26 protein-coding genes, 1 tRNA gene and 1 pseudogene are annotated in these 25,007 nt (G+C 62.9%); 9 read left to right on the top strand and 19 right to left on the bottom strand.

Features of this window, described 5'->3' with window-relative positions:
* The first annotated feature begins 71 nt into the window (after positions 1-71).
* Positions 72-145: transfer RNA gene (locus QQL76_RS10785), tRNA-Gln, on the top strand.
* 262 nt (positions 146-407) lie between these two features.
* Positions 408-917: a hypothetical protein gene (locus tag QQL76_RS10780; protein ID WP_499207641.1), complete on the top strand. Its 510-nt coding sequence runs from the start codon at positions 408-410 to the stop codon at positions 915-917.
* Here the strand turns inward: QQL76_RS10780 and QQL76_RS10775 are convergent.
* Genes QQL76_RS10775 through QQL76_RS10760 form a run of 4 tightly spaced genes read right to left on the bottom strand, consistent with a single transcriptional unit; the run spans position 914 to position 5,135 of the window.
* Positions 914-2,188 (bottom strand): TRAP transporter large permease, encoded by a 1,275-nt coding sequence (locus QQL76_RS10775; protein ID WP_499207640.1) that lies wholly within the window; start codon positions 2,186-2,188, stop codon positions 914-916. The two genes, QQL76_RS10780 and QQL76_RS10775, sit on opposite strands and share 4 nt — an antisense overlap.
* A gap of 12 nt (positions 2,189-2,200) precedes the next feature.
* Positions 2,201-2,710, bottom strand: coding sequence for a TRAP transporter small permease (locus QQL76_RS10770; protein ID WP_499207639.1), 510 nt, complete (start codon positions 2,708-2,710; stop codon positions 2,201-2,203).
* Positions 2,711-2,731: 21 nt separating this feature from the next.
* Positions 2,732-3,718 carry a TRAP transporter substrate-binding protein gene (locus tag QQL76_RS10765; RefSeq protein WP_499207638.1) on the bottom strand — a complete coding sequence of 329 codons (987 nt, stop codon included), beginning with the start codon at positions 3,716-3,718 and terminating at the stop codon, positions 2,732-2,734.
* Between the two features lie 37 nt (positions 3,719-3,755).
* Positions 3,756-5,135, bottom strand: coding sequence for an amidase (locus QQL76_RS10760; protein WP_499207637.1), 1,380 nt, complete (start codon positions 5,133-5,135; stop codon positions 3,756-3,758).
* Between the two features lie 282 nt (positions 5,136-5,417).
* Here QQL76_RS10760 and QQL76_RS10755 point away from each other — a divergent pair, with 282 nt between their 5' ends.
* Positions 5,418-5,903 carry a RidA family protein gene (locus QQL76_RS10755; protein ID WP_499207636.1) on the top strand — a complete coding sequence of 162 codons (486 nt, stop codon included), beginning with the start codon at positions 5,418-5,420 and terminating at the stop codon, positions 5,901-5,903.
* On the opposite strand, the gene QQL76_RS10750 is transcribed toward QQL76_RS10755, so the two are convergent.
* From QQL76_RS10750 to QQL76_RS10740, 3 genes and pseudogenes are all read right to left on the bottom strand, one after another.
* Entirely contained in the window at positions 5,894-6,592 is a 699-nt protein-coding gene (locus QQL76_RS10750; protein WP_499208354.1) for a LysR family transcriptional regulator substrate-binding protein, read from the bottom strand. The genes QQL76_RS10755 and QQL76_RS10750 overlap by 10 nt on opposite strands.
* A gap of 69 nt (positions 6,593-6,661) precedes the next feature.
* Positions 6,662-6,838: pseudogene (locus tag QQL76_RS10745) on the bottom strand (helix-turn-helix domain-containing protein); the annotation flags it as partial.
* Between the two features lie 515 nt (positions 6,839-7,353).
* Positions 7,354-7,710, bottom strand: coding sequence for an iron chaperone (locus tag QQL76_RS10740; protein ID WP_499207635.1), 357 nt, complete (start codon positions 7,708-7,710; stop codon positions 7,354-7,356).
* Between the two features lie 413 nt (positions 7,711-8,123).
* On the opposite strand from QQL76_RS10740, the gene QQL76_RS10735 reads away from it, so the two are divergent.
* Positions 8,124-9,692 carry an ABC-F family ATP-binding cassette domain-containing protein gene (locus QQL76_RS10735; RefSeq protein ID WP_499207634.1) on the top strand — a complete coding sequence of 523 codons (1,569 nt, stop codon included), beginning with the start codon at positions 8,124-8,126 and terminating at the stop codon, positions 9,690-9,692.
* Positions 9,693-9,951: 259 nt separating this feature from the next.
* On the opposite strand, the gene QQL76_RS10730 is transcribed toward QQL76_RS10735, so the two are convergent.
* From QQL76_RS10730 to QQL76_RS10695, 8 genes are all read right to left on the bottom strand, one after another.
* Positions 9,952-10,653, bottom strand: a complete 702-nt coding sequence (locus tag QQL76_RS10730; RefSeq protein ID WP_499207633.1) for a VIT1/CCC1 transporter family protein — start codon at positions 10,651-10,653, stop codon at positions 9,952-9,954.
* A complete protein-coding gene (locus tag QQL76_RS10725; protein WP_499207632.1) occupies positions 10,650-10,940 on the bottom strand; it encodes a hypothetical protein in 291 nt (96 codons plus the stop codon). The genes QQL76_RS10730 and QQL76_RS10725 overlap by 4 nt, the downstream gene beginning before the upstream one ends.
* 5 nt (positions 10,941-10,945) lie before the next feature.
* Positions 10,946-11,926 carry an FAD:protein FMN transferase gene (locus tag QQL76_RS10720; RefSeq protein WP_499207631.1) on the bottom strand — a complete coding sequence of 327 codons (981 nt, stop codon included), beginning with the start codon at positions 11,924-11,926 and terminating at the stop codon, positions 10,946-10,948.
* Positions 11,907-14,114 (bottom strand): PepSY domain-containing protein, encoded by a 2,208-nt coding sequence (locus tag QQL76_RS10715; RefSeq protein ID WP_499207630.1) that lies wholly within the window; start codon positions 14,112-14,114, stop codon positions 11,907-11,909. The genes QQL76_RS10720 and QQL76_RS10715 overlap by 20 nt, the downstream gene beginning before the upstream one ends.
* Before the next feature lie 11 nt (positions 14,115-14,125).
* Entirely contained in the window at positions 14,126-14,596 is a 471-nt protein-coding gene (locus tag QQL76_RS10710; RefSeq protein WP_499207629.1) for a DUF2271 domain-containing protein, read from the bottom strand.
* Positions 14,597-14,635: 39 nt separating this feature from the next.
* Positions 14,636-14,998 (bottom strand): hypothetical protein, encoded by a 363-nt coding sequence (locus tag QQL76_RS10705; RefSeq protein WP_499207628.1) that lies wholly within the window; start codon positions 14,996-14,998, stop codon positions 14,636-14,638.
* Between the two features lie 184 nt (positions 14,999-15,182).
* Complete coding sequence (locus QQL76_RS10700) at positions 15,183-15,854, bottom strand: cytochrome b/b6 domain-containing protein (RefSeq protein ID WP_499207627.1); 672 nt, start codon at positions 15,852-15,854, stop codon at positions 15,183-15,185.
* A complete protein-coding gene (locus QQL76_RS10695) occupies positions 15,847-16,167 on the bottom strand; it encodes a PepSY domain-containing protein (protein ID WP_499207626.1) in 321 nt (106 codons plus the stop codon). The genes QQL76_RS10700 and QQL76_RS10695 overlap by 8 nt, the downstream gene beginning before the upstream one ends.
* Before the next feature lie 144 nt (positions 16,168-16,311).
* Here QQL76_RS10695 and QQL76_RS10690 point away from each other — a divergent pair, with 144 nt between their 5' ends.
* Entirely contained in the window at positions 16,312-16,971 is a 660-nt protein-coding gene (locus QQL76_RS10690; protein WP_499207625.1) for a response regulator transcription factor, read from the top strand.
* Positions 16,968-18,329, top strand: a complete 1,362-nt coding sequence (locus QQL76_RS10685; protein WP_499207624.1) for a sensor histidine kinase family protein — start codon at positions 16,968-16,970, stop codon at positions 18,327-18,329. Before QQL76_RS10690 ends, QQL76_RS10685 begins: the two co-directional genes overlap by 4 nt.
* Before the next feature lie 488 nt (positions 18,330-18,817).
* On the opposite strand, the gene QQL76_RS10680 is transcribed toward QQL76_RS10685, so the two are convergent.
* Entirely contained in the window at positions 18,818-19,651 is an 834-nt protein-coding gene (locus tag QQL76_RS10680; protein ID WP_499207623.1) for an NAD(P)H-binding protein, read from the bottom strand.
* The gene (locus tag QQL76_RS10675) at positions 19,648-20,088 is read right to left on the bottom strand and encodes a nuclear transport factor 2 family protein (RefSeq protein ID WP_499207622.1); all 441 of its coding nucleotides are present in this window, start codon (positions 20,086-20,088) and stop codon (positions 19,648-19,650) included. The genes QQL76_RS10680 and QQL76_RS10675 overlap by 4 nt, the downstream gene beginning before the upstream one ends.
* 125 nt (positions 20,089-20,213) lie before the next feature.
* Between QQL76_RS10675 and QQL76_RS10670 the strand changes: the two genes are divergently transcribed.
* Positions 20,214-20,768, top strand: a complete 555-nt coding sequence (locus tag QQL76_RS10670) for a TetR-like C-terminal domain-containing protein (protein ID WP_499207621.1) — start codon at positions 20,214-20,216, stop codon at positions 20,766-20,768.
* Between the two features lie 118 nt (positions 20,769-20,886).
* Here QQL76_RS10670 and QQL76_RS10665 read toward each other — a convergent pair whose 3' ends face one another.
* Positions 20,887-21,801, bottom strand: a complete 915-nt coding sequence (locus QQL76_RS10665; RefSeq protein WP_499207620.1) for an AraC family transcriptional regulator — start codon at positions 21,799-21,801, stop codon at positions 20,887-20,889.
* A 95-nt stretch (positions 21,802-21,896) separates the two neighbouring features.
* On the opposite strand from QQL76_RS10665, the gene QQL76_RS10660 reads away from it, so the two are divergent.
* Both QQL76_RS10660 and QQL76_RS10655 read left to right on the top strand, forming a co-directional pair.
* Complete coding sequence (locus tag QQL76_RS10660) at positions 21,897-22,655, top strand: SDR family oxidoreductase (protein ID WP_499207619.1); 759 nt, start codon at positions 21,897-21,899, stop codon at positions 22,653-22,655.
* A gap of 65 nt (positions 22,656-22,720) precedes the next feature.
* Positions 22,721-23,665 carry an alpha/beta hydrolase family protein gene (locus tag QQL76_RS10655; RefSeq protein WP_499207618.1) on the top strand — a complete coding sequence of 315 codons (945 nt, stop codon included), beginning with the start codon at positions 22,721-22,723 and terminating at the stop codon, positions 23,663-23,665.
* 371 nt (positions 23,666-24,036) lie between these two features.
* On the opposite strand, the gene QQL76_RS10650 is transcribed toward QQL76_RS10655, so the two are convergent.
* On the bottom strand, positions 24,037-24,942 hold the full coding sequence (locus tag QQL76_RS10650; RefSeq protein WP_499208353.1) for a LysR family transcriptional regulator: 906 nt from the start codon (positions 24,940-24,942) through the stop codon (positions 24,037-24,039).
* Positions 24,943-25,007: the final 65 nt, after the last annotated feature.

Genomic DNA, 25,007 nt, shown 5'->3' with positions numbered 1-25,007 from the left:
GGCGGCCTTACCGGACCGATCTTCGCAAGCATGCACCCGCCGTTTCGAAGGCGCTTGCGCTTCCTCGGCTTTGGGGAATAGGTTAACGGTAGACCCACGGACTCTGACTCCGTTAGTCCTGGTTCGAATCCAGGTTCCCCAGCCAAATTCGCCTCCCAGACCCTTTGAAATCGCGGAATTTCGGCCTTTCGGCCTGACGCGCTTTTGCGTCCAAACGGCCCGCCACGACTGGTGCCCACAACTGATGCCCACAGGTGGTGTCCATCCGCCCTGGGCCGGCGGAGCACGGGCGGATGGGACTGCGCAGACACCAAGTCGAGAACCTCGTTCTCAGAGGACCGGTTTTTTATTGGCGGGCACGCATTCCCGTCGGCTTTCGGGTCTCAGGAAGATATGCCCGGCTTTCATTGAGCCTTAGGCTCTCGGACCGTAAGAAGGCGTCGGCCGTCGCACGGCGGCTAAACGCACTCCTGCTCGAAATGGAACTGGTACCGAAGACGCGGATGGCGACACGAGAACAGCTGGCGAAAATCTTCGCCCTCGAGGCGGACGCCATGCGGGCCGAGCTCGAGGCGCTCGACCGCGCCGCCAAGCGGACCGGGACGATCCGTGATCCCGAGCAGCGGGCAGCGGACCGTCAGGTCGGCCTCGCCTACCGACTGCTCCATGCCTATGGGACAGGCGAGACGCTTTCATTCGAGGAGGCAGGCGACGTCCGTGAGGCGCTGTACGGCGCAGGCGCAGAGCCTGAGGACATTCCCTTCATCGAAGCCACCTACCGCGCCGAGCGCAAAGCGATCCTCTCCGACCGCGAAGGCAGGACGCGCAACTCCTTCCTGCGCGACGTGCTCTTCCGCATGGGGCAGGTTGAACTTGAGGACACGCTGCTCAACCGGGACGCCGCTACTTCGACTTAAAAAAAGTTGTTCGGCAGCAGCATGCTGATAGCGGGGATGTAGGTCAGGATCACCAATGCGATCAGCATCAGCCCGATGGTCGGTAGCGTAGCGCGGAAAACCTCACCCAGCTTCATATTCGCCACCCCCATCGCGACGAAGAGGTTGAGACCCACGGGCGGCGTCAACATGCCGACTGAGAGGTTGACCAGCATGATGATACCAAAATGAATCGGGTCCACGCCGACCTGCGCGGCGATTGGCATCATCAGCGGCCCGAGGATGATGATCGCCGAAGCGCTGTCTAGGAAGCAGCCAGCAATCAGCAGGATTAGGTTGAACAGCAGCATGACCACAATCGCGTTGCTGGTGTCACTGAGGATAAAATTCGCCAGTTGCGATGGCGTTCCGGAACTGGCAAGTAACCACGAGAAGGCCGATGCTCCGGCGGTGATGAGAAGCAACGGGCCTGAGATCAATCCAGTATTGCGAAGAACGATCAGCGTGCCCTTGGCGGAGATCGTGCGATAGACGATTGCGCCGACCATCCAGCCATAAAGACATGCAGCCGCGGCAGCTTCGGTCGGTGTGAACACGCCGGAATAGATGCCGCCCAGCAGGATCACCGGTAGACCGAGACCCCAAGCCGACTGTTTCAGTGCTGCCCAGATGCTAGATGCGCTCGGCATGGCATCGCGCGGGTAGCCTTTACGGGCGGAGTACCAGCTTGCATAGGCGATCAGAATCCCCCCGATGAGCAAGGCTGGTAAGAGGCCCGCCGCGAAGAGCTTGCCTACAGAAGTGCCGGTGACGGAACCGTAGATAATGAGGGCGATGGACGGCGGGACGATGGGTCCAAGTGTCCCCGCAGTCGTAATCAGACCGATCGAAAAATATTTGTCGTATCCGGCCTTCACCATGGCCGGGTAGAGGATCGACCCGATGGCGATTACCGTCGCGGGGCTCGAACCGGAGATGGACCCGAACATCAGGCAGGCGACGACGGCTGCTGCCGCCAACCCGCCCGGCAGCCACCCGACAATGGCGCGCGCGAGGTTGATGAGGCGTTCCGAGAGACCGCCGATCCGCATTAGTTCGGCCGCCAGGATGAAGAACGGGATCGACATCAAGGAGAAATTGTTCATGCCGGAAAACATGCGCATCGGCACGAGCACGGGGTCGACGCCGCCCCAGAAATAGAGGGCCGCTGCTACCGAGAGCGCAAGGGCTGCGAAAATCGGAAGGCCGAAAACCAGCAGGCCGAAGAAGACAGGTACGAGGGCGCCGACCATGGATGAGTATCCTCAGCTCGTCTTGATATCGACTTCAGGCGGCGTGTAGCTGCGCCCGAAGATGAGGTCCTGGATGACCAGGAGGTAGCGCGTGGCCATCAGGCCAGCGGCGATCGGGATCACGGCGTAGATGTAGCCGACGGGGATGCGCAGGGCCGGCGAGAGCTGTCCCATGCGGGACGTGTTCACGACGAGCTTGCTGCCGTACCAGATAACCACACCGGCGAAGATCAGCCCGAGACAGGCCGAACCGATCTGAAGCGGACGCACGGCTTTCGGCGGAACGAAGGCGTACACCGCCTCGACGCTGATATGGGATGCGTAGCGCACGCCCATGCCCATGGTGAGGAAGCTCATCGTGATGAAGGAATAGAGGATGACCTCTTCCGACCAGTAGAGCGAGTTGTTGAAGACATAGCGCGCGATGACCTGCGCGACGGCAACGAGGGTCGCGGTCAGGATCAACCCGGTGACCAGCGTGTTTTCGATCACGTCCACTATTCTGTTCAGCCAGGTGATCATGCCCGCGGCCCTCTGTTTCGGTTATTCGCCGTTCGCCAGGGCGATCGCCTTGTCCATCAAAGCAGGCGTCACCTTTTCGCGGAACTCGTCATAGATCGGCTGGGACGCTTCGACGAAGGCCGCGCGACCCTCTTCGGAGAGTTCCTGAATCTCGATCTGATCTTTGATGTCCTCGAGAATCTGGGACTCGTCTTCTTCCGTGAACTGGCGCGCGGCGTCGCGGCCCACGATCATCGCATCCTCGACGACAGTCTGCAGATCCTCCGGCAGGCTTTCCCAGGCCTGCTTGTTCATGACGGCGGCATAGGTGTGGTAGGCGTGGCCGGTCAGGGTCATGTAGTCCTGCACCTCGTGGAACTTCATCGAGGCGATGTTGGCGAGCGGATTTTCCTGGCCTTCGATGACGCCCTGCTGGAGGCCGTTATAGACCTCGACATAGGCCATCGCGGTCGGGTTTGCGCCATAGGCGCGGTAGGTCGACAGGATGGTCGGCGCCTGGAGCGTGCGCATCTTGATGCCGGCCAGATCGTCAGGGCCGTTGATCGGGCGGATGTTGTTGGTCATGTGGCGGAACCCGGCGCCCCACATGGCGATGCCGTGAAGGTTGTTGCCGTCGAGCGTGCCCAGCAGCTCGGTGCCGACCTCGCCGTCGAGGACACGCATCATCGCGTCGTTGTCGCCGAGCAGGAACGGCAGGTCGAACAGGTACATCTGCTCGTTGAAATTAGCGAGGTTGCCTGTCGGCGGGATCGCAAGATGCACGAGACCCATCTGGGTTTGTTCGATAATCTCGACATCGCCGCCCAATTGCGCAGCCGGGCGGATGTTGATCTCGATACGGCCGTCCGAGTTCTTCTCGACTTCTTCCTTAAAGACCACGGCGGCGCGGGCATTCGGCGTGTCTTCGGTCAGCACATGCGCGAAGGTGAAGTTGAAATCCGCCGCATGGCTCACGCCACTGAACGTCACACCGACGGCCAGAATAATGGCTTTACTCCAGAGTTTCATGGTCTCTCCTATTCGGTTGGGCTTCTCAAGGGGTGGGTCAAGCCAACGGCGCCTTCCCGAGCAATTCGGGTCCGGATCCGATGACAGTCTCTAATGCCAATGCTGCCGCGAGGAGGCGGCGTTCCTGCATTGGCGGTGCGATGATCTGCAGACCCGACGGAATGCCATGGGCGTCCAGTCCGGTGGGAAGCGTGACGGCGCACCAGCCGAACAGGTTCACGAGCGCGGTGTTGCGCAGCGCCAACATATTGGCCTGCCGATAGGTCTCGGCGTCGGCGAGATCGGCAAGAGCTGGAGCCGCGATCGGGATGGTCGGCGACACGAGAAGGTCGACGGTATCGAATACGCGAACGGCCTCTCGCCCGTACTGCGCGAGATTGGCCGCACGCTGCAGATAATCGGACGCCGTGATCTGGTCCGCCGCTTCAACCCGCGCCATGACAGTCGGATCGAGCGCTGCGATCCGCTCCGGAAAATTCCGATCGAGGAATGCGCGAAGCTCTGCGGCAGCGAGCCCCCCTGCGCGGAAGATCGCCAGCGCCTCGTCGACGCGAGCGAGCGTGACGTCGTTCGTTCGCGTGCCGGCCTGTTCGATCTGTCGTAGCACCCGGAGGGTGTTTTCGGCGATGGAGGGGTCTATGCCTTCCCAAACAGTGTTTCGGATGATGCCGATGCGAAGTCCGGCCAGTTCGGCTGGAAGGATCTCCGATCCGAACTCTGGATCGATCGCGGCAAAGGCATAGGCCAGATCGGCGGCGGTGCGCGCCAAAATGCCCGGCGTATCGAGCGACGGCGACAGGGGAACGATGCCTTCGAGCGACCAGCGCCCATGGGTGGTCTTCAGCGCGGTCTGGCCCGTGAAGGATGCCGGAATGCGCACCGATCCAGCCGTATCGGTGCCGAGCGCAAGCAGCGCGGAGCCTTGCGCCAGAGACACGCCGGCACCGGCGCTCGATCCGCCGGGCGCCTTTGGTTCGTCGGGAGATGACCAGGGATTGATGGGCGTTCCCCAATGCGGGTTCGTGCCGAGCCCGCCAAAGGCGAATTCGACCGTGTGCGTTTTGCCCGTCACGATCCCCAGTTGCGACAGGACTGCGCCGACCACCGGGCCGGCCGCTTCCCATTCGCGCGGAAAGGTTGCGTTCGTGCCCGCGTATGTCGGAAGCCCCGGAACCCCGAACAGGTCCTTGACGGAGATAGGGATGCCCATCAGCGGACCGAGATCGATGCCCGTTGCGACCAGCTTGTCCAGCGCCGCCGCCTGTTCGGTCGCCCGATCGCCTGCCCAGGTGCGGTAAGCGTGGAGTTTGCCCTCTGTCGCCTCGTAGCGTTCCGACGCTTCGCGGATCAGGTCCGACGGCCTGGTGTCGCCGTTGCGGAGGTCCGCTGCGATTTTCGACAGTGGTCTTGAATGCACCCCGTTGGCCCCTGCTGGTGTGACACAGTGTCCGGACCATACGAGAAATTCCCTGCTGGACTAGCAGCGCATTCGCTGCGCTGCAGCACCCGACCGATCCTCCACCGTCAGAACCGATTCATTTAGTCATTGAATTTTCTACTATTTCCATCCCTACGCTATCGATCAGAATAATGAGGCGTTGCCGAAAGGACAACGCTTCGTTGCCGACTACGCACTCCCGGACGCCGTCGGATTACTTAGTTTGCGGTCACCTAAAACAACTCAACGGGAGTATGTCCGATGCCGCATTCAACAGAAGCACGCCTGAAGGGTCTGGGGATCATTCTCCCGCGCCGGCCTAAGCCGATCGGCAACTACCTGCCTGGCGTCGTCGTCGGGAACATTCTCTACACATCCGGCACGCTCGGCACGCAGCCGGACGAGAACGACAACGATGTGCTGCCCTATGTCGGCAAGGTCGGATCGGACCTGACCATCGACCAGGGCTATGCCTCTGCCCGTCTGATGGCGATCAATCATCTGGCGATGATGAAGGCGGTGCTCGGTGATCTCGATCGCGTCAAGCGGATCATCAAAATGATCGGCTACGTCTCATGCGCGCCAGGCTTCACCGAACCGCACCTTGTGCTGAACGGCGCTTCCGACCTGTTTGTGGAACTCTGGGGCGAAGAAAACGGCAAGCATGCCCGCGCGGCTCTCACCCAGCATGAGCTCGGCCTAAACGCCCCGGTCGAAGCCGACATCACGATCGAGCTTCACGCCTGACCGGCTCTGATCCGCTTTAGCATGCTAGCATCCGATTTCTCGTGTTTCGGGAAATTGGAGGTCAGCATGGTGATGAAGGCATCGCAGGCCGGTGACCGTCGCTGATCCCGACGCACGATCGCGTAGATGAATCGATGCTCGAAATCCGCGCAATCGAGGTTGAGCGGAACGAGTTCGCCGGCTTCCACCTCGCGCAAGGCTGCCTGGAGCGGCACATAGACGATCGCGTTGGATCGGATCGCGTGACGGATCAGGAAATGGAGTTGATCCGCGACCATGATCGGCTTCGGCCGGCCGCCGAATTTCCGGAATGCCCTGTTGACCAGATGATGGATGCCGTAGCTGTCGTCGGGCAGGACGCAGTCGCATGCCGCAAGATCAAAAAGCTGAACGCGTCTGCCATCCGCGAAGGGATGGGATGGCGGCACGAGCGCCAAAAGCGGCTGGCGCCACTGCCCGACGATCTCCATCATCGGATGTGAGAAGTGATCGTAGACGAAGCCGACCTGGCACATGCGTTTTTCCAGAGCTTCGAGAACGCGCTCGCGCCCGCGAATGCGCATGCGGAAATCCACGGCCGGGAATTTCTTGCGGAAGGCGAGGATCTGCTCCGACAGGTAGGGATCGGTGATCCCATCGACGGTCGCCACGGAGACGTTGCCGGATTTCAGCTTTCGAAGATCCGACATCTCGCCTCTGATCAGATCAATCTGATCAAGAATGGATGCGAAATGCTCAGCCGCAAGCCTTCCGGCTTCGGTCAATTGGACGCCGTTTGCGCGTCGATCAAGAAGTGTCTCGCCAAACTCTCTCTCAAGTTTGGCGATTTGTCTGCTGATGGCAGACGGAGAGACATGCAAGCGATCCGCAGCAAGGCGAATAGATCCTAGATGCAACACTTCGAGAAAGTATCGACATGCAGTTAAATTGATCATTGCTCCCTCGGATCACCAGCTGCAATGCGCTTAGCGTAACGCGCGGGACTCGGCCTATTGGTTCAAACTCGACCACAACGCACATATCGCCGCCGAGACGCAAGGTGCGCACAATTCCATTGAAGCGCTTAATGACTCGTATGATGTGCGTGCAAAGAAGAGTTAGCGGGACTTTCCTTCAGCAGAAGCGCACTATCCCAACAATGTAGCTCATCATCCCTTCGCTATAAGTGTTCACTCATCCAAGCCTAGTCGAGAAGCATTTTCTCCCGCCGCCTGCGGGGCCGTGAGCGGTCTCTCCGGTTCTAGCGAAGAAGCGGAGAAAGCCGACATTCGGCCTCCGGCATCGGTCTAGTCGGGGGCGGCGCCGGAGTGGGCAAGCTAGGAAAAGTCTTCCCTCGGACGCCTTAGGGGCCGGTAGCGGTCTGTCCGCTTTTAGATGCCGAGAGCCTGATAGCAGCCGTGAGCCTCGACCAGTCCTTAAAGCGGCTTGGACCTCATTTGGACATTGGCGGTCAGACCGCCGCATCTTTGCGGGATGCCACGGCTAGCGCCGTAATGAGCTCGTCAGGTATCGGCTTTGTTGGTGAGAATGTAACACCGGTCTTGGACGCTTTTAGCCCAGCTGCGGCGATATCGTCAGCGTGTGCGTTGATCGCGCCTTTGCTGACATAGAGGCCGCACTGTTTGCTGAACGCTCCGTAGCCAACGATCATCACGCCTCCAGCAGTGAAGCCTGGCATGCCGTATCGCATCACCTCTTTCGCATCAGGAAGAGCCTGCTTGAAGCGAGCACGAACGACGGTAAGTTGCGGCCGAAGAGCTTCCGGCGCCGCAGCTATGTATGCATCATGGTCAAACAACTCTGTCATGCCGGATCATCGACCATCGAATGTGCTCGTGCAAGTAGAGGTATGACTGCTTCAGTGCCACGCTCGCTCAAAAGCTGCCCCTCGCAACTAAGCCCACCACGGTCTTTGTCGCTCGCTCAACTAATCAAAGTTGGGAAATGATTTCCCGCAGCAGGAACGGGGCCGAAAGCGGACAGTCCGATTTTGGGTGAAGACGCACGAGAAGCTGCCATTAAACGTAAGCTGTTTCAAAGACGGCTTCCGACCCCATTTCGAGAGTCCAGGTTCTGTCTTCGGATGCCTAAAGCCGGCCGTTCGGTTGAATGGAAGGCACTCAGGTAATATGTCGAAGGTGGACCATAGAAGGAGTGCAGCCGTGAATAACTGGATGAACGACGCAATTCGCCTTGTTTCAAGACCTGTCACGGTTGCCCATGTCTGCCTTCCTCACGCTCGATACTGTCTCCGCTCGAACGTCTGATCACCCGCTCTTTCATAATCTAACGGTCGCGATCGGTTCAGAACGAGTTGGGATTGTTGGCCGCAACGGCTCCGGCAAATCCACTCTCCTTCGCATCGCCGCTGGCCTCGCTGAGCCATCGTCCGGCACTGTGCGTCGTGCTGGAACGGTCGGCATTCTCCAGCAGGACATGCCCGGGGACTGGAGCTTGGCCGAAGCGCTTGGCGTCGCGAACCGTCTGGAGACGCTGGTGCGCATCCTGGCGGGGAACGGCACCGCCATCGATTTGGATACCGCGGACTGGACATTGGAGAGCCGCATCGGTGCAGCCCTTCTACAAGTCGGGCTCCCCGACTTGCCGCTAGACCGTCGTCTCCGAACGCTGTCGGGTGGCGAGCGGATGCGCGTCGGCATTGCCCGTCTCGTCATCGAGGCACCGGACCTCCTGCTTCTGGACGAGCCAACCAACAATCTCGACGTCGCCGGTCGTGCTGCGATCCGTGGCCTGATGCGGGATTGGTCCGGAGGTGTCGTTGTCGCCAGCCATGATCGAGAGCTTCTGGAAGACGTGGACCGCATTCTGGAGTTGACGACGATCGGAGCACGCAGTTTCGGCGGAGGTTGGTCTGCTTTCGTCGCTGCTCGAGATAAGGATCGGCGCCGCGCCAGCGCCGAGCTGGAGCGCGCCGATGCCAGCGTACGCAAGGCACGCCAAGCCGCCCAAGCACAGCGCGAAGCAAAGGAGCGACGCGACAGAGCGGGACGTTCGTTCGCGTCCAAGGGGTCTGAGCCGAAGCTGTTGCTGGATGCGCGGGCCGAGCGCGCGGAGAACAGCGGCGGGCGGGCGCAGGCGATCAACGATCGACGCTTGGGCGAAGCCCTGACAGAGGCGGAAGAGGCTCGTGCGAGGGTGGAGGTCATGACACCGCTGACGATCGCTCTTCCACCGACCGGGCTACCCTCTGGGGCCAACGTTCTCTCCATGGATGGCGTGGTGGCCAAAGCCGGGGATCGTCTCCTTGGCCCATGGAACTTGCGCATCAACGGGCCAGAACGCGTCGCCTTGAAGGGGCCAAACGGCAGCGGTAAGACGACGCTTCTGCGCGTCGCCGCAGGGTTGCTCACGCCCATGGCGGGAACGGTTCACCGCGCCGCGGGCCGCATCGTCATACTCGACCAGCATGTCAGCCTGCTCCATCCCGACAAAAGCATTCTGGACAACATCCGCCGGCTGCATCCGGATGCCAGCGACGAGGAAGCCTACGCGATCTGTGCCCGCTTCGCATTTCGCAACCAGGATGCGAACCAGGTCGTCAGGACGCTGTCCGGCGGCGAACGTTTGAAGGCGGGCCTTGCCGCGACGCTATCGGGGTCGCCGCCGCCATGGCTCGTCATCCTGGATGAACCGACCAATCACCTCGACATCGAATCGGTCGAGCTCCTGGAGAACGCTTTGCGGGACTTCGATGGTGCGCTTCTCGTCGTAAGCCACGATCAGTCCTTTGTGGAGCGGGTTGGCTTCGATCGCGTCTACGAACTCTGACGTTGCGGTGGATCGAAAGGCAGCTTCGGGACTTTTATGTCGGCAAGCCGTCAGGCAAAAAATATCCCAGTCCAGCCACAGGCGTCACACGGTTCTCTAGAGGTTAGGAGATGTTTATTCATCGACGCTTTCGGTGCAGACTGCTGATTTGTCGGCTTTTGAACGAAAAAAGGTGACGTTTCGAAATGATCCACAGCAGAATGCCAAGGAGTAAGTCTGCGCGAGGAAAAGCAGCCAGTTTTCGAGATCAGCGGATTTCCTAACCTACCGTAACACCGAACAGAGTTCCTACCATTGCTGTCGCGGCCATCGCGAGCACCCCCCATAACGTGACCCTCGCAGCCCCGCGAACAAGCGCCGCACCGCCAGCGGATGCTCCGAGGCCGCCGAGGACGGCCAGACCAGCAACCGTTGATGCCGCCACAAGAACTGCGATCTGCGCCTCGGGCGCCAGCAACGCGACGATCAGGGGCACCACGGCCCCGACGGCGAACGTCAGCGCGGAAACCAAAGCCGCCTGAATCGGGCGAGCCGTGACGGTCTCTGAGATCCCGAGTTCGTCGCGTGCATGCGCTCCTAAGGCGTCGCGCTCGGTTAACTGAACAGCGACTTTCTCGGCCAGATCACGGTCGAGCCCTCGGTCCACATAGATATTTGTCAGCTCCTCTAGCTCGGCTTCGGGCGTCTCTGAAAGTTCGCGGGTTTCGCGGGCCAAGTCGGCCCTTTCAGCATCAGTCTGGGAACTTACGGAGACATACTCGCCAGCCGCCATGGACATCGCACCGGCGACGAGGCCAGCCATCCCGGCGATCAGGACCTCCGACTTTCCGGATCCCGCTGCGGCGACGCCGACCACAAGACTCGCAGTCGACACCAGTCCGTCGTTGGCTCCGAGCACCGCCGCCCGTAGCCAACCGATGCGATGCACCATGTGGATTTCTAAATGCGAAAGGCGGCTCATGTTGTATTTCCTTGCACGAAATCGATCTGCCCATCAGAGACAGCCTTCAATTTCAGAGTGGCGGGCTCGTGGGGCGCAAAGCGCAACTCGTCTGGGATCACGGCGTCTTCGAGGAGCTCCTGCTGAAATGCCCCAATCGACCTCCATCGTGGGAAAGAGCCGGCGATCCAGACCAGGCTCGCTGTCTCGGTTCTGCCAGAAAGGTGAAAGGCAAGTCCCGCAATTAGGCCGGTCGCGGCAATGAGCAGGATAGCGGTCTTGAAGCGGTCGGTCCGTGTCGTCTCCATGCGGCCTATCTCCCCTCGGCTGAGGCGATTGCCGCTGGCTCTTCGGAAAATAGTCGTCCGACTCCCACGCCCCGTGCGCTGGCATCATCATCGCGCAAGAGGAACAGGGCGTCGAGCCCGCTTCGTCTTGCGAGCGCCGCGCCTTTGTCCGGCCCAAGCACCATGAGGGCCGTCGCCCACGCATCGGCTTCGGCACAGGTTCGAGCCACGACGGTTACCGAGGCCGGCGACGCGATCAGCGGCGCGCCGCGCAGCGGGTCCATCGTGTGCGACAGGCGGCGTCCCTGCACCTCGACCCAGTGACGGTAGTCGCCCGAGGTGGCGACGGCGGCATCCTGCAGCGCGAGGATCGAATGCGGTGTGCGGCGCTCGGCGTCAGGCGCCTCGACCGCGATGGTCCAGGCCTCGCCGTCCGGCCGGAGCCCCATTGCACGCATTTCGCCATCGATCCCGACGAGTCCATCCGAAATCCCATGATCGCGCAGGGTCTCGGCGAGCCGGTCGACGCCATAGCCTTTGGCGATACCGTTGAGGTCGAGTTTCAGGGATGCGGCCTTGCGCACGCGGGCATCGTCCATCTCCAGCGCCTCATGTGCCGGGCGGCGTGAGGCGGTCATCGCGGCGCGGATGCCATCCGGCGCGGCGTCCCCGGGCCCGAAGCCGCAGGCCGTCACCGCGTCGCCCATGCCAATGTCGAACGCCCCGCCCGAGGCGCGCCCGATCTCGAGGCCGAGGCGCAGGACCGCGGCCAGTTGCGCGGGCACCGCCACCCATTCTCCCACCGGCGCCGCGTTGAGCCGCATCAGGTCGCTGCCCGCGTTCCAGGTCGACATCTGTCCGTCCACCTCTTCCACGGCCGCCTGCAGCGCCGCGCGGATCGGGGCCGGGTCGAAGTCCGGCTCCGCGAAGAACAGTGCCGACCAGCGCGTACCCATGGTCGGTCCGTTCAGGGCGATGCGAACGCGCTCAGTAGACATCTTCGACATACCGCCCCTCCGCCTTCAGGACCGCCGGCGTCAGCCCGGCCGGTGCGAGGATCTCGGCCAGCGCATCCGCCACGCCAGTTGCCATGTCTCGTCCGCCGCAGACCATCACGCGCGCCCCATTGCGGATGAGCTCCGCGACCTGAGTGGCCTCGCCGCGCAGCGCGTCCTGGACATAGTGGGGACGCGCCCCGCGTGAGACGGCCGTGACCAGCCGCGTCAGACGCCCCTCGTCCTGCCAAGTCACCAGCTCCTCGCCGTAGAAGAAGTCGCTGTCGGGATGGCGCATCCCGAAGAAGAGGTGGATCGGCCTGTGGCGGGCGTTGCCGCGCACGAAGCCCGCAAGCGGTCCGATCCCCGTGCCCGCCCCGATCAGGATCAGCGGCGCGCGGCTCCGGCCCGGACGGAAACCCGGATTGCGGCGGAGGAAGGCGGCCACCGTGTCGCCCGGCTCCAACGCCGTGAGCTGACCCGAGCAGAGGCCGCCGGGATGTTTCTTGACCACGATCTCGATGAAGCTGTCGCGGCGTCCGGAGGCGAGAGAGTAGAGCCGCGGGACGGCGCCTCCTTCGGGCAGAATGCCGATCAGGTCGCCCGCGTGGAACCGGGCGAACCCGGCGCCGCGCAGACGTTGCCAGAGCGAGGCATGCGGAAGCGCGAAGCGCAGGATCGTGGTCGGCGCCTGCACCTCGGCGCCGTAGTCGCGCCGTGAGACGAGGGTCAGCGTGGTCGTCTGCGTCTGGACAGGCCGGTGCGACAGTTCGAGTCTTATCCCGAGCACGTCTCCGAGCGCCCGGCCCCAACGCGCGAAATCCTGCGGAGACTGGCGGTCGATGGTGTCGAGAGCCAGCAGTTCGGGCCAGCCCTTCGCCTCCGCCGCTGCCGCGACGGACTTGGCGAAGGCACAATAGGCCGGAAAGCTCCGGTCGCCGAAGCCGAGTACCGCGAGAGGGATGTTCGGCGCGCGGTCGGAAGCGTTCAGCCGGTCGAGAAAGCCTTTCGCTGAGGCCGGCGCCGCCCCGTCGCCATAGGTCGCGGCGAGCAGGATGATCCGCTCCGCCCGCGCATATCGCTCCGGCGCGAAGCCCGACATCGGGCCGACATGGACGCTCTGCCCGGCTTCTGTAAGTGCGGCCTGCAAGGTCGCGGCGAAGCCCCAGGTGCTGCCGCCCTCGCTGCCGACGAGCAGAATCGTCTTGGCGCGACCGGCGGGCTGATTTCCCCGGATGCGCGGTCGACCGCGCCGCCCGGCGAGCCAGATCACCACACCCGTCGCGCCCATCGCGGGCACGCCGAGCGCCATGAGCCCGAGCACGAGCCCCAGCGTCGCCGCCCCCTGTCCGGTGTGCAGCATGTAGATGGTCTCCGAGACGCGCTCCCATCCTGTCAGGTCGGCCCAGGCCAGGAGAGCGCCGTCGCCCTGATCGAGATATCCCGTGCCCCGGTCCGTCTTGACCGTGAAGACGTCCGTCGCGTCGCCGGGATAGGGAAAGCTCAGCTCGCGCAGCTCGGCGACGGGCGTCTGCCGCAACGTAATCATCTGATCGAGCGCGAACCCCGTCTCCCCGCTTACCTCGGCGGGGACGGCCGGCATGGAGCCTCCGTCTGGTAGAAGATCGAAGGTAGACGCCGTCATCCAGAGGGCGGTCGTGGAGGACAGGACGAGGCCGACGACAGCAATCCGGGCGATCTCGGCGTGCAGCCGCCCGGCGAGCGGTCCGCGCAGGGGCGCGAACCAGTGCCGCCAACCGCCAGCCCGCCGCACGACAAGGGCGGCCCCGGAGAGCGAGAGGATCAGCATGGCGGCGGCCCCTGCAGCCATGGCGAAGCGGCCGCCATCACCGAGGAACAGCGACCGGTGCAGGTTGGTCAGCCAGCGTTCGGCCTGGTTCGGGTCGGCCGAGGCCACGCCCTCGCCCGTCGCCGGGTCGATCACGGCGGCGCCCGGCGCGCCCTGATCGAACCAGTAGGCGGTGATCCGACCTGAGGGCGACCGGCGGATCTGCTCGACGCCCGGATAGACGGCTTGGATGCGGTCCGCGAGAGCGGCGACAGTCAGTCCGGCTTCCGCCTGCGGCGCGGTGATGCGCTCGGCCGCAGGGAAGACCGACAGAGCCGCGCCGCTCAGGCTCAGGATGGTGACGAGCGCGAGGGCCAGAAGACCCGGCCAGCGATGGAGTGCGCGGATCATGGCCCCGCTCCTCACATGTCGTAGGCGAAGCTGGCGACGTACCGGCGCCCGGTCACCGGCGTGCCCGCGCCATCGGTCGTGAGCGGTACGGCCACCTCGTTCGGGCTGTCGCGCATGTCCTCGACGGCCGCGTCGATGTGGAGAGTGTAGCCCGCGTCGAAGAGCGCGTCGGCGAGGTCGAGCGTGATCTCGAGCGTGCGGCCCGCGTCGACGCTGGCGCCGGTGATGCCGTTGACCTGCGCGGTGTCGCCGCCGGTGGCGCGGTACCAGTCGCTCAGATGCTCGTAGTACTTGGACTTGCCTCCAGCCATCCAGAGACTGCCGACATAGGCGCCCGAGGCGTCGGTGACGTAGAGCGCGAGATACGCCCCGTCGCCGCCGTAATTGTTGAGGGTCGTGGTGAGCGTCACCGGCCTTGCCATGGCGAGGCCGGGAATCGTCAACGCCGTGGTCAGCGCGAGCGTTGCGAGAATCGATTTCATCGGGATGGTCCTTGTTCGGAGATGGGGCTCGAGAGCGGTTCAGTTCACCTGAACCTGCGGAGGTGCGCCGTTCCCGAAGAGACCGTTCTGCGGAGGGGCGGTTGTGCCGGCGGGCGCGGGATTGCGAGCGCCACCGCGGCAATCGTCGTCGTCATCATCGTCGTCGCAGTCATCGTCATCGTCGTCATCGTCGTGACCGCGACGCGAACCGTCCCGCCATCGGTCGTCGTCGTCATCGTCGCTTGCGAGAACGAGCGGCATGGCTTGCGAGGCATCATCGAAGAGCGCGGCAATGGGCCGAAGGACGCCATCGGCTGGGGCTTGCATGGCACTCCAGGCGGGGACGCCGATCGCAGCGGTCAGTGCCGTGGATGCGACCAGAAGTGTCAGGGTCTTCTTCATGGCAGGGTCTCCTTGTCATCTGCTGAGGACAATCTGGAGATCCGACCTGAGGGCTTCCTGACGCGTCCGCGATTCCCGCTTCAGCTTGCTGTCAGGAAGAGAGCGTCGGACGAAAAAAGGCCCCGCCCGTGAGGGCGAGGCCAGGCGGGGCCGAAGGGACGGTCGGCCGTGGGGTTGGGTGCTGTCAGGCGATGTCGCCGGGACCGGGTCCGCGCTTGTCGCCGGTCACCATGGCGCGCGCCAGATTTTCGTGGTGACGGAAGGAGGCCAGCACGACGCCGCCCACATGCAGCGCGGCAAGCAGCAGCATCAGGTTGGCGAGCGTCTCGTGGACCTCCTTCAGCGGGCCCTCGACTTCACCGCGCTCGCCATATTCGCGCTCGCCACCGTCGTCGTCGGCCCAGGCGGGCGCCACGATGGCGGGCATGGACGGAAGCATCGCCAGACGGGCCTCGTCCTCCATGAGCCAGCCGGTGAAAGCCGTCCCTGACAGCGCAACCAGCAGCGCCACGACCATCGCCGCGCCCGCCGGGTTGTGGCCGAGGTAGCGCCGCTCGCGTCCGCGGGTCATGTCTCCGAGATAGGCCAGCGTCTCGCCGGGGCCTTTCAGGAATTGGGCGAAGCGCGCGTAGCGACTGCCGACGAGGCCCCAGACCAGCCGGAAGGCCACAAGTGCGGCGACGGTGTAGCCTGCGAACTCATGGACAGGTTGCAGCTCGTCCGCAGTCAGCCATGCGGTCGCGAAGGCTGCGACCAGGCCCCAATGGAACACGCGGACCAGCGGATCCCAGACACGGACCTTGCTGCTCGGCCCCGTGCTCATCTCTGGCCCTTGGTGTGGGATTGCGTCAGTCATCGTCGGCTCCCTCGCGATCCCGGCGGGGGCGATCGTCGTCGTCCTCGTCCTCGTATTCGAACTCGATCACCTGGAGCGTCGCCGGATGAACGGTCACCTCGATCCGGCGCCCCTCGGCGTCGCGGCCGTCGATTTCGTAGCAGCCGTCGTCGATCTTGATCCGGCGCACCGTCCAGCCGTTCTCCTCGGCCAGCTGGGCGACGGCGTCGCGCGGCTGCCAGTCGGCCATCGGCACGAAGCAGTCGTCGTCCGCCAGCGCGACTCCAGCCGGGAAGACCGCGAGAAAGCCGAAAATGGTCAATGTCTTCTTCATGGGCCAAACTCCTCGATGCGGCCATCTTGACGAAATTCATGCGCGGCGAAGCTGACAGCAGCCTGAAGGGACGTACCCCGCATCTTCAGCTTCGTGTCAGCCAGGCGGATCATGGAGGGTCATCGGAAGAGGACGGGAACGAGCATGCGCATCCTGCTGATCGAGGACGACACGGTGCTTGGCGCGGCGGTGCGCGACCAGATCGCGGCCGATGGGCAGTCGGTCGATTGGGTGATGCGCCTCGATGCGGCCGGCGACGCTGTGAAATCCGCGTCCTATGACCTGATCCTGCTCGACCTGATGCTGCCGGACGGTCGCGGGATCGGCTTCCTGAAGAGCCTGCGCGCGCGCGGAGACGTGACCCCGGTCATCATCCTGACCGCGCTCGACCAAGTTTCGGATCGGATCGAGGGGCTGAACGCGGGCGCCGACGACTATCTCGTGAAGCCTTTCGATCTGGCCGAGCTCTCCGCCCGGATCGGATCAGTCGCCCGGCGCTACAGCGGCAACCCGAACCCCATCGTTAGCCACGGGCCGCTTGAAATCGACCTCGCGGCGCGCAGCGTTCACCGGGACGGCAAACCAGTGCAACTGACGGCACGGGAATGGGCGCTGTTCGACGCCTTCCTCGCACGCCCCGGTCAACTGCTGTCCAAGGCACAGCTGGAGGAGAAGCTCTACGCCTTCGATGCCGAGGTGGAGAGCAACACCATCGAGGTCCATGTCAGCCGCCTGCGCAAGAAGCTCGGGGCTTCGGTCATCGAGACCGAGCGCGGCATGGGCTACAGGCTCGGCAAATCATGAAATGGCCTGCGAGCCTTCAGGGCCGGCTCGGCCTGTCGCTCGGCCTGGCGCTTACGGTGCTGTGGCTGCTCGCGGCGACGGTAACGGCCGTGATCGTCCGGGGCGAGCTGGACGAGGTCTTCGACAGCGCCCTGCGGGAGACTGCGGAACGGATCCTGCCGCTTGCGGTGACCGATATCGTCGGGCGGGAAGATCAGGGCGTGACGCAGCGGCTCGCGCCCATCCGGGAGCACGACGAATTCTTCACCTACCTCGTGCGCGATGTCGAGGGGCGCATCCTGCTGCAATCGCACGCGGCCGACCCTGCCGTGTTCCCACCCTGGGACGGTCAGGGATTTCGGCAGACCGCAACCCACCGGCTCTACAGCGACGCGGCGCTTCAGGACACGATCCGGATTACCGTGGCCGAGCCGCTGGCCCATCGCGCGTCGGTCGCGCGGGAGATCCAGATGGGGCTCGGCCTGCCGCTCCTGATCGTCCTGCCGGTCGCGCTTGCGGCCATCATCCTGGCGGTCCGCTTCAGCCTGGATCCCCTGCGCCGGTTCCGCGCTCGGCTGGAGGCGCGCAGTGCCCGTGACTTGTCGGAGGTTCCCGCGAGCGATCTGCCGACGGAGATTGGTCCGCTGGCCGCGACACTCAACGGTCTTCTGGCCCGGCTGCGCGATGCGTTCGAGGCCGAGCGCAGCTTTGCCGCGAACGCGGCACACGAGTTGAGAACGCCGTTGGCCGGCGCAATCGCCCAGGCGCAGCGGCTGAAAACGGAGACGCACGAGCCGGCGACCGAAGCTCGTGCCACTGAGATCGAGGCGACACTCAAACGTCTGACCCGACTCTCCGAACGCCTCATGCAGCTCGCGCGGGCGGAAGGCGGGAGGCTGCGGATGGACCGGAGCGCAGACCTGAAGGCGGTCGCACGCGTCGTGGTAGACGATATAGGACGCGCGGGCGCTCCTGGCCGCATCGTCCTGAACCTTCCCGACGCAGCCGTCATGTCGGACCTTGACCCCGACGCCTTCGCCATCTTGTGCCGAAACCTTGTGGAAAACGCTCTCCGTCACGGAGCGGAAAATTTGGCAGTCGAGGTGACGCTGACGGCGGACGGCCACCTCGTTGTCGCGAACGATGGTCCCGTGGTGCCGCGCGAAATGCTCGACCGCCTGACGGCACGCTTCGAACGAGCGAACGCGAATAGCGATGGCAGCGGGCTAGGCCTTGCCATCGTCGCAGCCATCGCGAATCGGATCGGCACCTCGCTCAGCCTGAAATCGCCGAGGTCCAGAGGATCGTCCGGTTTCGAGGCATCCATTAGGTTGCCCACCGACGACCCCGAGGCTTCCCCTAATGCAGCGTTCATCTGAGGGATTGCTCCAAAAGGCGGTTCTGCCGGCGCTTGTTCCTGTCCTGCGGCGATCGATCAGATGCCAACATCTGATAGTGATATGCCAAAAGGAACAGTGAGGTATCGTGAACGAAGCAGATCGTGGGGTAGTGCGGAGCCACAGTGTGCTTACCGATGCTCGTCAACAGAAGCGGGCAGTCCGTCACCTAACCCATTTCCGTAGTCGACGTACGGTCAGCGGATCAAATTGAGGAAATAATTTCCCAAGGCGATTTGGGGGCCGTTTCCGGACAGTCCGATTTTGGGTGAAGACGCACGAGAAGCTGCCATTAAGCTGAGGCTGTTCTTAACGACCGCTTGCGATCCTTTTTCGGTCATTGAAACTCGTTTGCCTGGTGCTCGCGACGTGCCACCCGCAACAGACAGATGATTGAGGCGGGCTGCTGCGGCCTGCGTCGAAGGGCTAAGACCAGATCCCCTCAAAGGTTTGATCCGGGGCCTCGCGCGTCACTTCCACCGTTCGAGGACGCGCTGCACAAATGCGCGAAATGGCGTGGGCCGTCGCCCTGTCACCTGTTCAACGCCCGAAGTCGTGCAATCTTCAGCGCCTGCTGCGATGTGTGCGTCCAAAGCCGTGAGCGTCTCGGCATAGTTGGCCGGTAATCCCTGCAACACCAGACGCGCTGTCAGAGAGGCCGGGTCAAGCGATACATGGTGAACTGGACGACCAAGAGCCGCAGCGATGATCGCTGCGGCATCGTCGTAACTCAATGCCTCCGGTCCCGTCAGCACAACGTCGGAGTTGAGTGGCGTTGCGGCAGTCAGGCACGCTGCGGCCGTGGCGGCGATGTCTTCGGCGTCGATGAAGCCAACACGTCCGGCGCCGGTGGCTGTGTAAATAGCCCCCTCTTCCCAAATCGTCCCGGCGTGTGGCCCTTCAGAGAAATTCTGCATGAACCAAGACGGGCGCAGGACGGCCCAATCCGGCGCGCTCTTTGCCAACCATTCATGAACCTCACCCATCATGGGACCGCCGGGTTCCAGAAGCGACGAGCTGAGCAGAACGAAGCGCCGGACGCCGCGTGCCATCGCCGCCTCCAGTAAAGGTTGCATGACTGCCAAGTGGTCCGTGCGATCGGTCGGCGCTACAAGGTAGACCGCATCGCATCCCTCGAAGGCGGATGCAGAAGTTGGATCTGACCAATCGAAACGCCTGTCTTGGCGACCGTCTGGCGTGCGTGTGCCGATGTCGACGTTGATGCCAGCGGCACTCAAGCGAGACGCCACGCGACGTCCAGTCTTGCCTTTGCCACCGGTAATGAGGACCCGCTCGACCATCATTGGGCTGCACCGGCATATGCGGCGGCGGCGGCGTTCGTACCCCCCAACGCCGTCAGCACGACGAGCGGGTTCCAATAGTCACGATAGTGCGCGATGCGCCCTTCGCGCAGAGTGACGACCGAAATATAGACTTGATCGTATGGAGCGCCCGTTTTCACACCCTGACCGGTGCAAGAAAACTCGAAGATCACTGTTTCGCCGACGGCATGAACATTGCCCAGGTGCATCGGCCCAAAGGTGAGTAATGGACCGAGTTTCTCGAGATGAGCCGCAAGGGCCGGTGTCCCTTCCAGTCGGCCGGGCAGCCCATCGGGCGCATAGGGAAACTCGAAGAGAACATCATCGGTGAACATGTCGAGCAAGATGTCCGCAGGGGCGAGCCGTTCACCCAATGCTCCGCGAAGCAGGTCGGAGAAGCTATCGAACTTGTCAGACATCATGAAACCTCATATGGACGGAACGGTAACGTATCGACGATATAGGAGGCGCTTCGTTGGAACGCAACCGTTCCGTCCTAAAAACCAGAAGAAAGCCGTCTGGAGCGGCTGTGAAGAGCGCTGCATTGACCGATACTCTTTACCGCGCATTCTTCGAAGAATGGGCGCAACGTGGCTTTGCTGCCATAAGTCTTGAACGCGTGGCTGCCAGAGCCGGGGCAGGCAAAGCGGCAATCTATCGCCGTTTCTCGTCGCACCATGAATTCGCAGCGGCAGCCGTGTCATCACTCGGGCTGAAGCTAGCCATGCCAGAAGACCACGGAAGTCTCGAAGCTGACGTTTTGACTTTCCTAATCCGCCTGCGAGTGGTCTTTCGCCACCCAACAATCCGTCGCATCCTGCCGGATCTTCATGCCGAAGCTGCGCGGTCTGCTCCGATGCGGGAATTGAACACTCAGGTAGCGCATGCCCGCCGAGAGCAAGCTCAGGTCATTCTGGACCGCGCGATCAGGCGGGGCGAGTTGGATGCTGGCGTCGATCGGGACCTAGCGCTCGACTTGCTTCCGGCCCCGTTGTACTGGCGCATGGTGGTCCTGGGGGTAACCCCCACGCGCGATCAACTCGCCAGCGAAGCCGTCGCAATTATTGCTGCACTGAAGGGTTCCGCTCGCCGGCGTTGACCAAACTCGTTTGCGCGTCATCGCTGCGAGAGCATTTGCCTCCAGGGGCCGACGGGCTGCAATTGAACCGTCGAAGCCGTGCGACCCGGTGGGCGGCAGCAGAGATTTTTCGAACGCCTTAATCCTTGGCGCGACCTTCGATGAACGCTCTGGGCGACATGCCCCAATGGCGAACGAACGCCATGCCGAACGCGCTGGCCGATCCATAGCCGACCCGATGCGCAATTTCAGCGTTGGTCAGTTCACCGCGCAGCAGGAGGTCGCGCGCAACCGCCATTCGCCAACGTATTGCATACTCCATGGGCGCGCAGCCAAGCGTGGCCTTGAACCGTTCGAAGAAGGCCGAACGGGACATTCCGGCCTCCTGTGCCAAACCCTTCACGGTGATGGAGCTGTCTCCTGCGTTGTGGATCCGATGCAGCGCGACGCCAAGCCTGGGGTCTGACAGGCCACGCACAAGACCAGGCGGAAGATCAGGGCTTGCACCCGACCGTAATGCCTCGATCATCAGGACCTCCAGCAGTCGATCAAGAACCATGGCACGGGCGGGCCGTTCGGCGCTTGTCTCATCGTAAATCATCATCACAAGTGCCGTGAGCCGGTCTTGCCCCCGGACGTGGATCATCTGCGGGAGCACGGAGAGAAGAAGTGCCTTGTCGGGCGCGTCGAACCGGCAGTGGCCTACAAGGGCTCGCATCTCGACGGGGCTGTCGACCGGCCCAAGGCGGAATATGCCCGGCCCAGTCTCGAGCGGACGCTTGACAACGCCAGGTGGCGGCGGGAGTTCGCTGGTCAGCGTGAAGCTGTTGAGCTCCGGTACAATCACGAAGTCCCCTGCCCTCAGCAGGATCGGCTTTTGCCGCTCCACGACCAGGTGTGCGCACCCCTCGACATTGGCGGCATAGAACGGGCTCGCCATGTCGGTGCGTTCGACCTGCCAGCGCCCTCCGGCCACGACCATCTTGGAGATGTCCGGTCGAGGTTTGAGAAGAGCGACGACGCTAGCCAGCGGGTCTGATGCGACTTCGGGCATGCATTCGGACTCTCGATGAATCATGACGGACTTTACATCATGGCTAGTCCGAACCTCTGGGTCTATCTCACGGTCTCACAGAAAAGGAAAGAGCCATGCCCCGTATCCTCATCACAGGCTGTTCTTCAGGCTTCGGACAGGCCATCGCCGCACGTTTCCTGGACGAAGGCTGGGAGGTCATAGCGACGATGCGATCGCCCTCAGCAGAGGGGTTGCCAGTCACTGACAACCTCCGCATCGTCTCGCTCGACGTAACCAAGCCGGAGAGCATTGAGGCAGCGCTTTCCGAAACGGGTCGAATCGATGCGCTGGTCAACAATGCCGGCGTCGGTATGCTAAACGTGCTGGAAGGCGCGGACATCGACAAGGCACGCGAGCTTTTCCAGATCAACGTGCTCGGCACCATGGCTATGTCACGGGCAGTCATGCCGGGAATGCGCCAGCGCCGAAGCGGTGTCATCGTGAACATCAGCTCCAGCGTGACGTTGCGCCCGCTGCCTGCCCTGTCGATCTACTCGGCGAGCAAGGCTGCCATTAACGCCTTCACAGAAAGCTTCGCCATCGAAGCCGCCGAGTTCGGCGTGCGCGCCCGCCTCGTGCTGCCTGGCAGCGCGCCGGAGACTTCGTTCGGTCGGAACGCTGTGGCGCGGATGGGTATGGATGTGCCCGAGGCTTACAGAGCATTCGTGCAAGACTATTTGCAGTCGCTGCGGGATGCGACGGACAAGACGTCGGCTCTGGACGTGTCGAATGCTGTCTGGCGCGCGGTTACCGATGTCGACTCCCCGATGATGCTGCCTGCCGGTCCCGACGCGCATGCATTGTTCCAGAATGCGGGTAGCGCAGCAGCTTAACGCCTGCTGCCCAAAGGTGGCCGCGGCGGCCACTGTCGCCTGCCGTGGCTGCTCAAGGAGACGGAATGAACCGACTGATCAACCTCGCTTTGCATCTGCCAACACCCGAACCACTACTGACCGTAGCTTATACGCCGATCCGGTTGAGCCTGCCAAACCGTCCGGTTTTGGAACTCCGGCTGACCGCGCCGGCCTCGGGAAGAGACCTCCCCATCTTGCTGTTTTCGCATGGATACGGACCGTCGAAGTACATCCCCTCCAAGGACGGTTACGCACCGTTGGTCCAGTTCTGGGCAGAACGCGGACTTGCAATCATCCAGCCGACCCATGCGAGCTCTCGTCTGGGCGGGCTCGGCCCCGGGCAGCCAGAAGCGCCATTCTACTGGCGCGAACGGGTAGCCGAAATGCAAGCGGTCCTTGACCGCCTTGACGAGGTGGAGCGACAGGCACCGGCCGTGGCGGGACGCTTGGACCGCAGCCGGATCGCCGTGGCCGGGCACTCCTTTGGAGGCCATACCTCGGCTCTTTTGCTTGGCGCGCGGCTCCAGGATGAGGATTTCTCGGACCCGCGCATCGGCGCAGGCGTCCTGCTGGCCGCACCGGGCCGGGGTGGAGACGATCTCACGGTTGAGAGCGCCGCTCGTTTTCCCTTCTTCGACGTGGATTTCGGCACGATCCGAAAGCCGCTCATGGTGGTCTGCGGGGCAGACGACAACCCGCACTTCACGCTGCGTGGACCCGAATGGCATGCCGACGCTTTCAGCGACGCCCCCGGGGCTGAGGCCCTTTTGACCATCGCTGGGGTAGGCCACGGCCTCGGAGGCATTGCGGGCCTTGATGCCAAGGAGACCGAGGCTGAAATACCCGACGCGCTCGAAACAGTGCGACGCCTGACACTCGCTTGGTTGTCCAAGCGCATGGGCATCGACACGGAGCTTTGGGAACGGGGGCGCGCGGCTCTGGATGGTGATGCTTCGAGACTGGCATTCCTTATTGAGAAAGGAAAATAGTCGCAGCAGCAGTCTCTCACGAGTGCGGCGGACCTATCCATATCCAATCGCGGCTCTCGGAAATCGCGGATATTTGTCCAGCACTGCAAAGGGAGCCCATTGGATGCATCGGCCAGATGAATCGGCGCTGGTTTGAATTCGCCGATTGGAATTGGGCCGTGGGCCCTCTCACCCCAATTGCCAGCGGCGGATTTCGATCGGGAATGGATGGTCTGCCCTGCCCTACTCCGATCTTCAAGTGACCGGCCGTAGTTGAAGGTGGTGAGGCGCGGGCAACCAAGAAGCGCTTGCGTGGCGACCACGTTCGTTGTGGCGAGGTATGCTGTGCGTCTGGCGCTACAGCTGCGGCAACCTGGCTGTCGACAGCAGCCTCAAACCATCTCCACGAACAACGTCTCAATCATCGAGATCACGTGTCGCAATCCACGGTCGGCAGATTGCCGGCTATGCCAAGCGATCTGCAGAGGAAATCCCGTAATGGGAATTGGCGGCGTCACCGCAATAAGAGCATCGTGTTGATGCCAGCGGAGGCTGTGCGCCGGCAGGAGCCCAAGAAGAGAGGTGCGAGCAAGTAAGCCGGGAACAAGTTGGAACGCTGGCACCACTAACCCGACCTGACGTTGACGACCTATGGCAGCCAGTTGCGCATCGAGCGGTGTGCGCATCTCGCCTCGGCCGGAAACGACCACATGCGGCCAGGCGAGCCAAGCATCGAGGTCGAAGCCTCTGGCTGCAGGATGATCTCGTCGCATCGCAACGACATAGGTTTCTTCCAGCAGTGTGCGTCGTTCGATTTCCTCCTCGACCCGATCGAAAACCGAAATCGCAATGTCCGAATCGCCGTTTCGCAACGCCGAAGCTGCTGCATCCGCGCCGTGCCAGGGCTGGAAAACGACAGAGACGTGCGGCGCCATCCGCTCAAGATTCTCCAGAAGCGGTTCTGCGATAACAGCGATCGGCAGGTCTGCCGCGGTGACTCTGAGGACACGCTGCAGTTCAGCAAGTGGAACCTCCGCCGGATCGATCAGATCCTGCACCCCCGCAAGCAGCGATTTTAGTGGACTACGCAGGGCATCGACACGCGGAGTGCGATGCATGGTGCCGCGTCCGCGGTCTAGGAGTTTGTCCTCCAGAAGGTGCCGGCAACGCTGCAACGCAGACGAAACCGCCGGCTGCGACAGGTTCAGCCTCCGCGCAGCGCGACTGACATGCGCTTCGTCCAGCAGCACGTCGAGAATGACGAGAAGTTTGAGGTCGACGGCCCCTAAATTCGTGATGATGAGATAGATCTTGACCTGACACCAGCACCCTCGCTAGCGATCACCGCAGGCGGCCTGGTCAT

Origin of the sequence: Rhizobium albus (genome assembly GCA_030160035.1) — a bacterium.
GTDB classification, from domain to species: domain Bacteria; phylum Pseudomonadota; class Alphaproteobacteria; order Rhizobiales; family Rhizobiaceae; genus Georhizobium; species Georhizobium albus.
The sequence above is the reverse complement of the archived record's forward strand: the minus strand, read 5'-3'. Positions and strand labels throughout refer to the sequence as shown.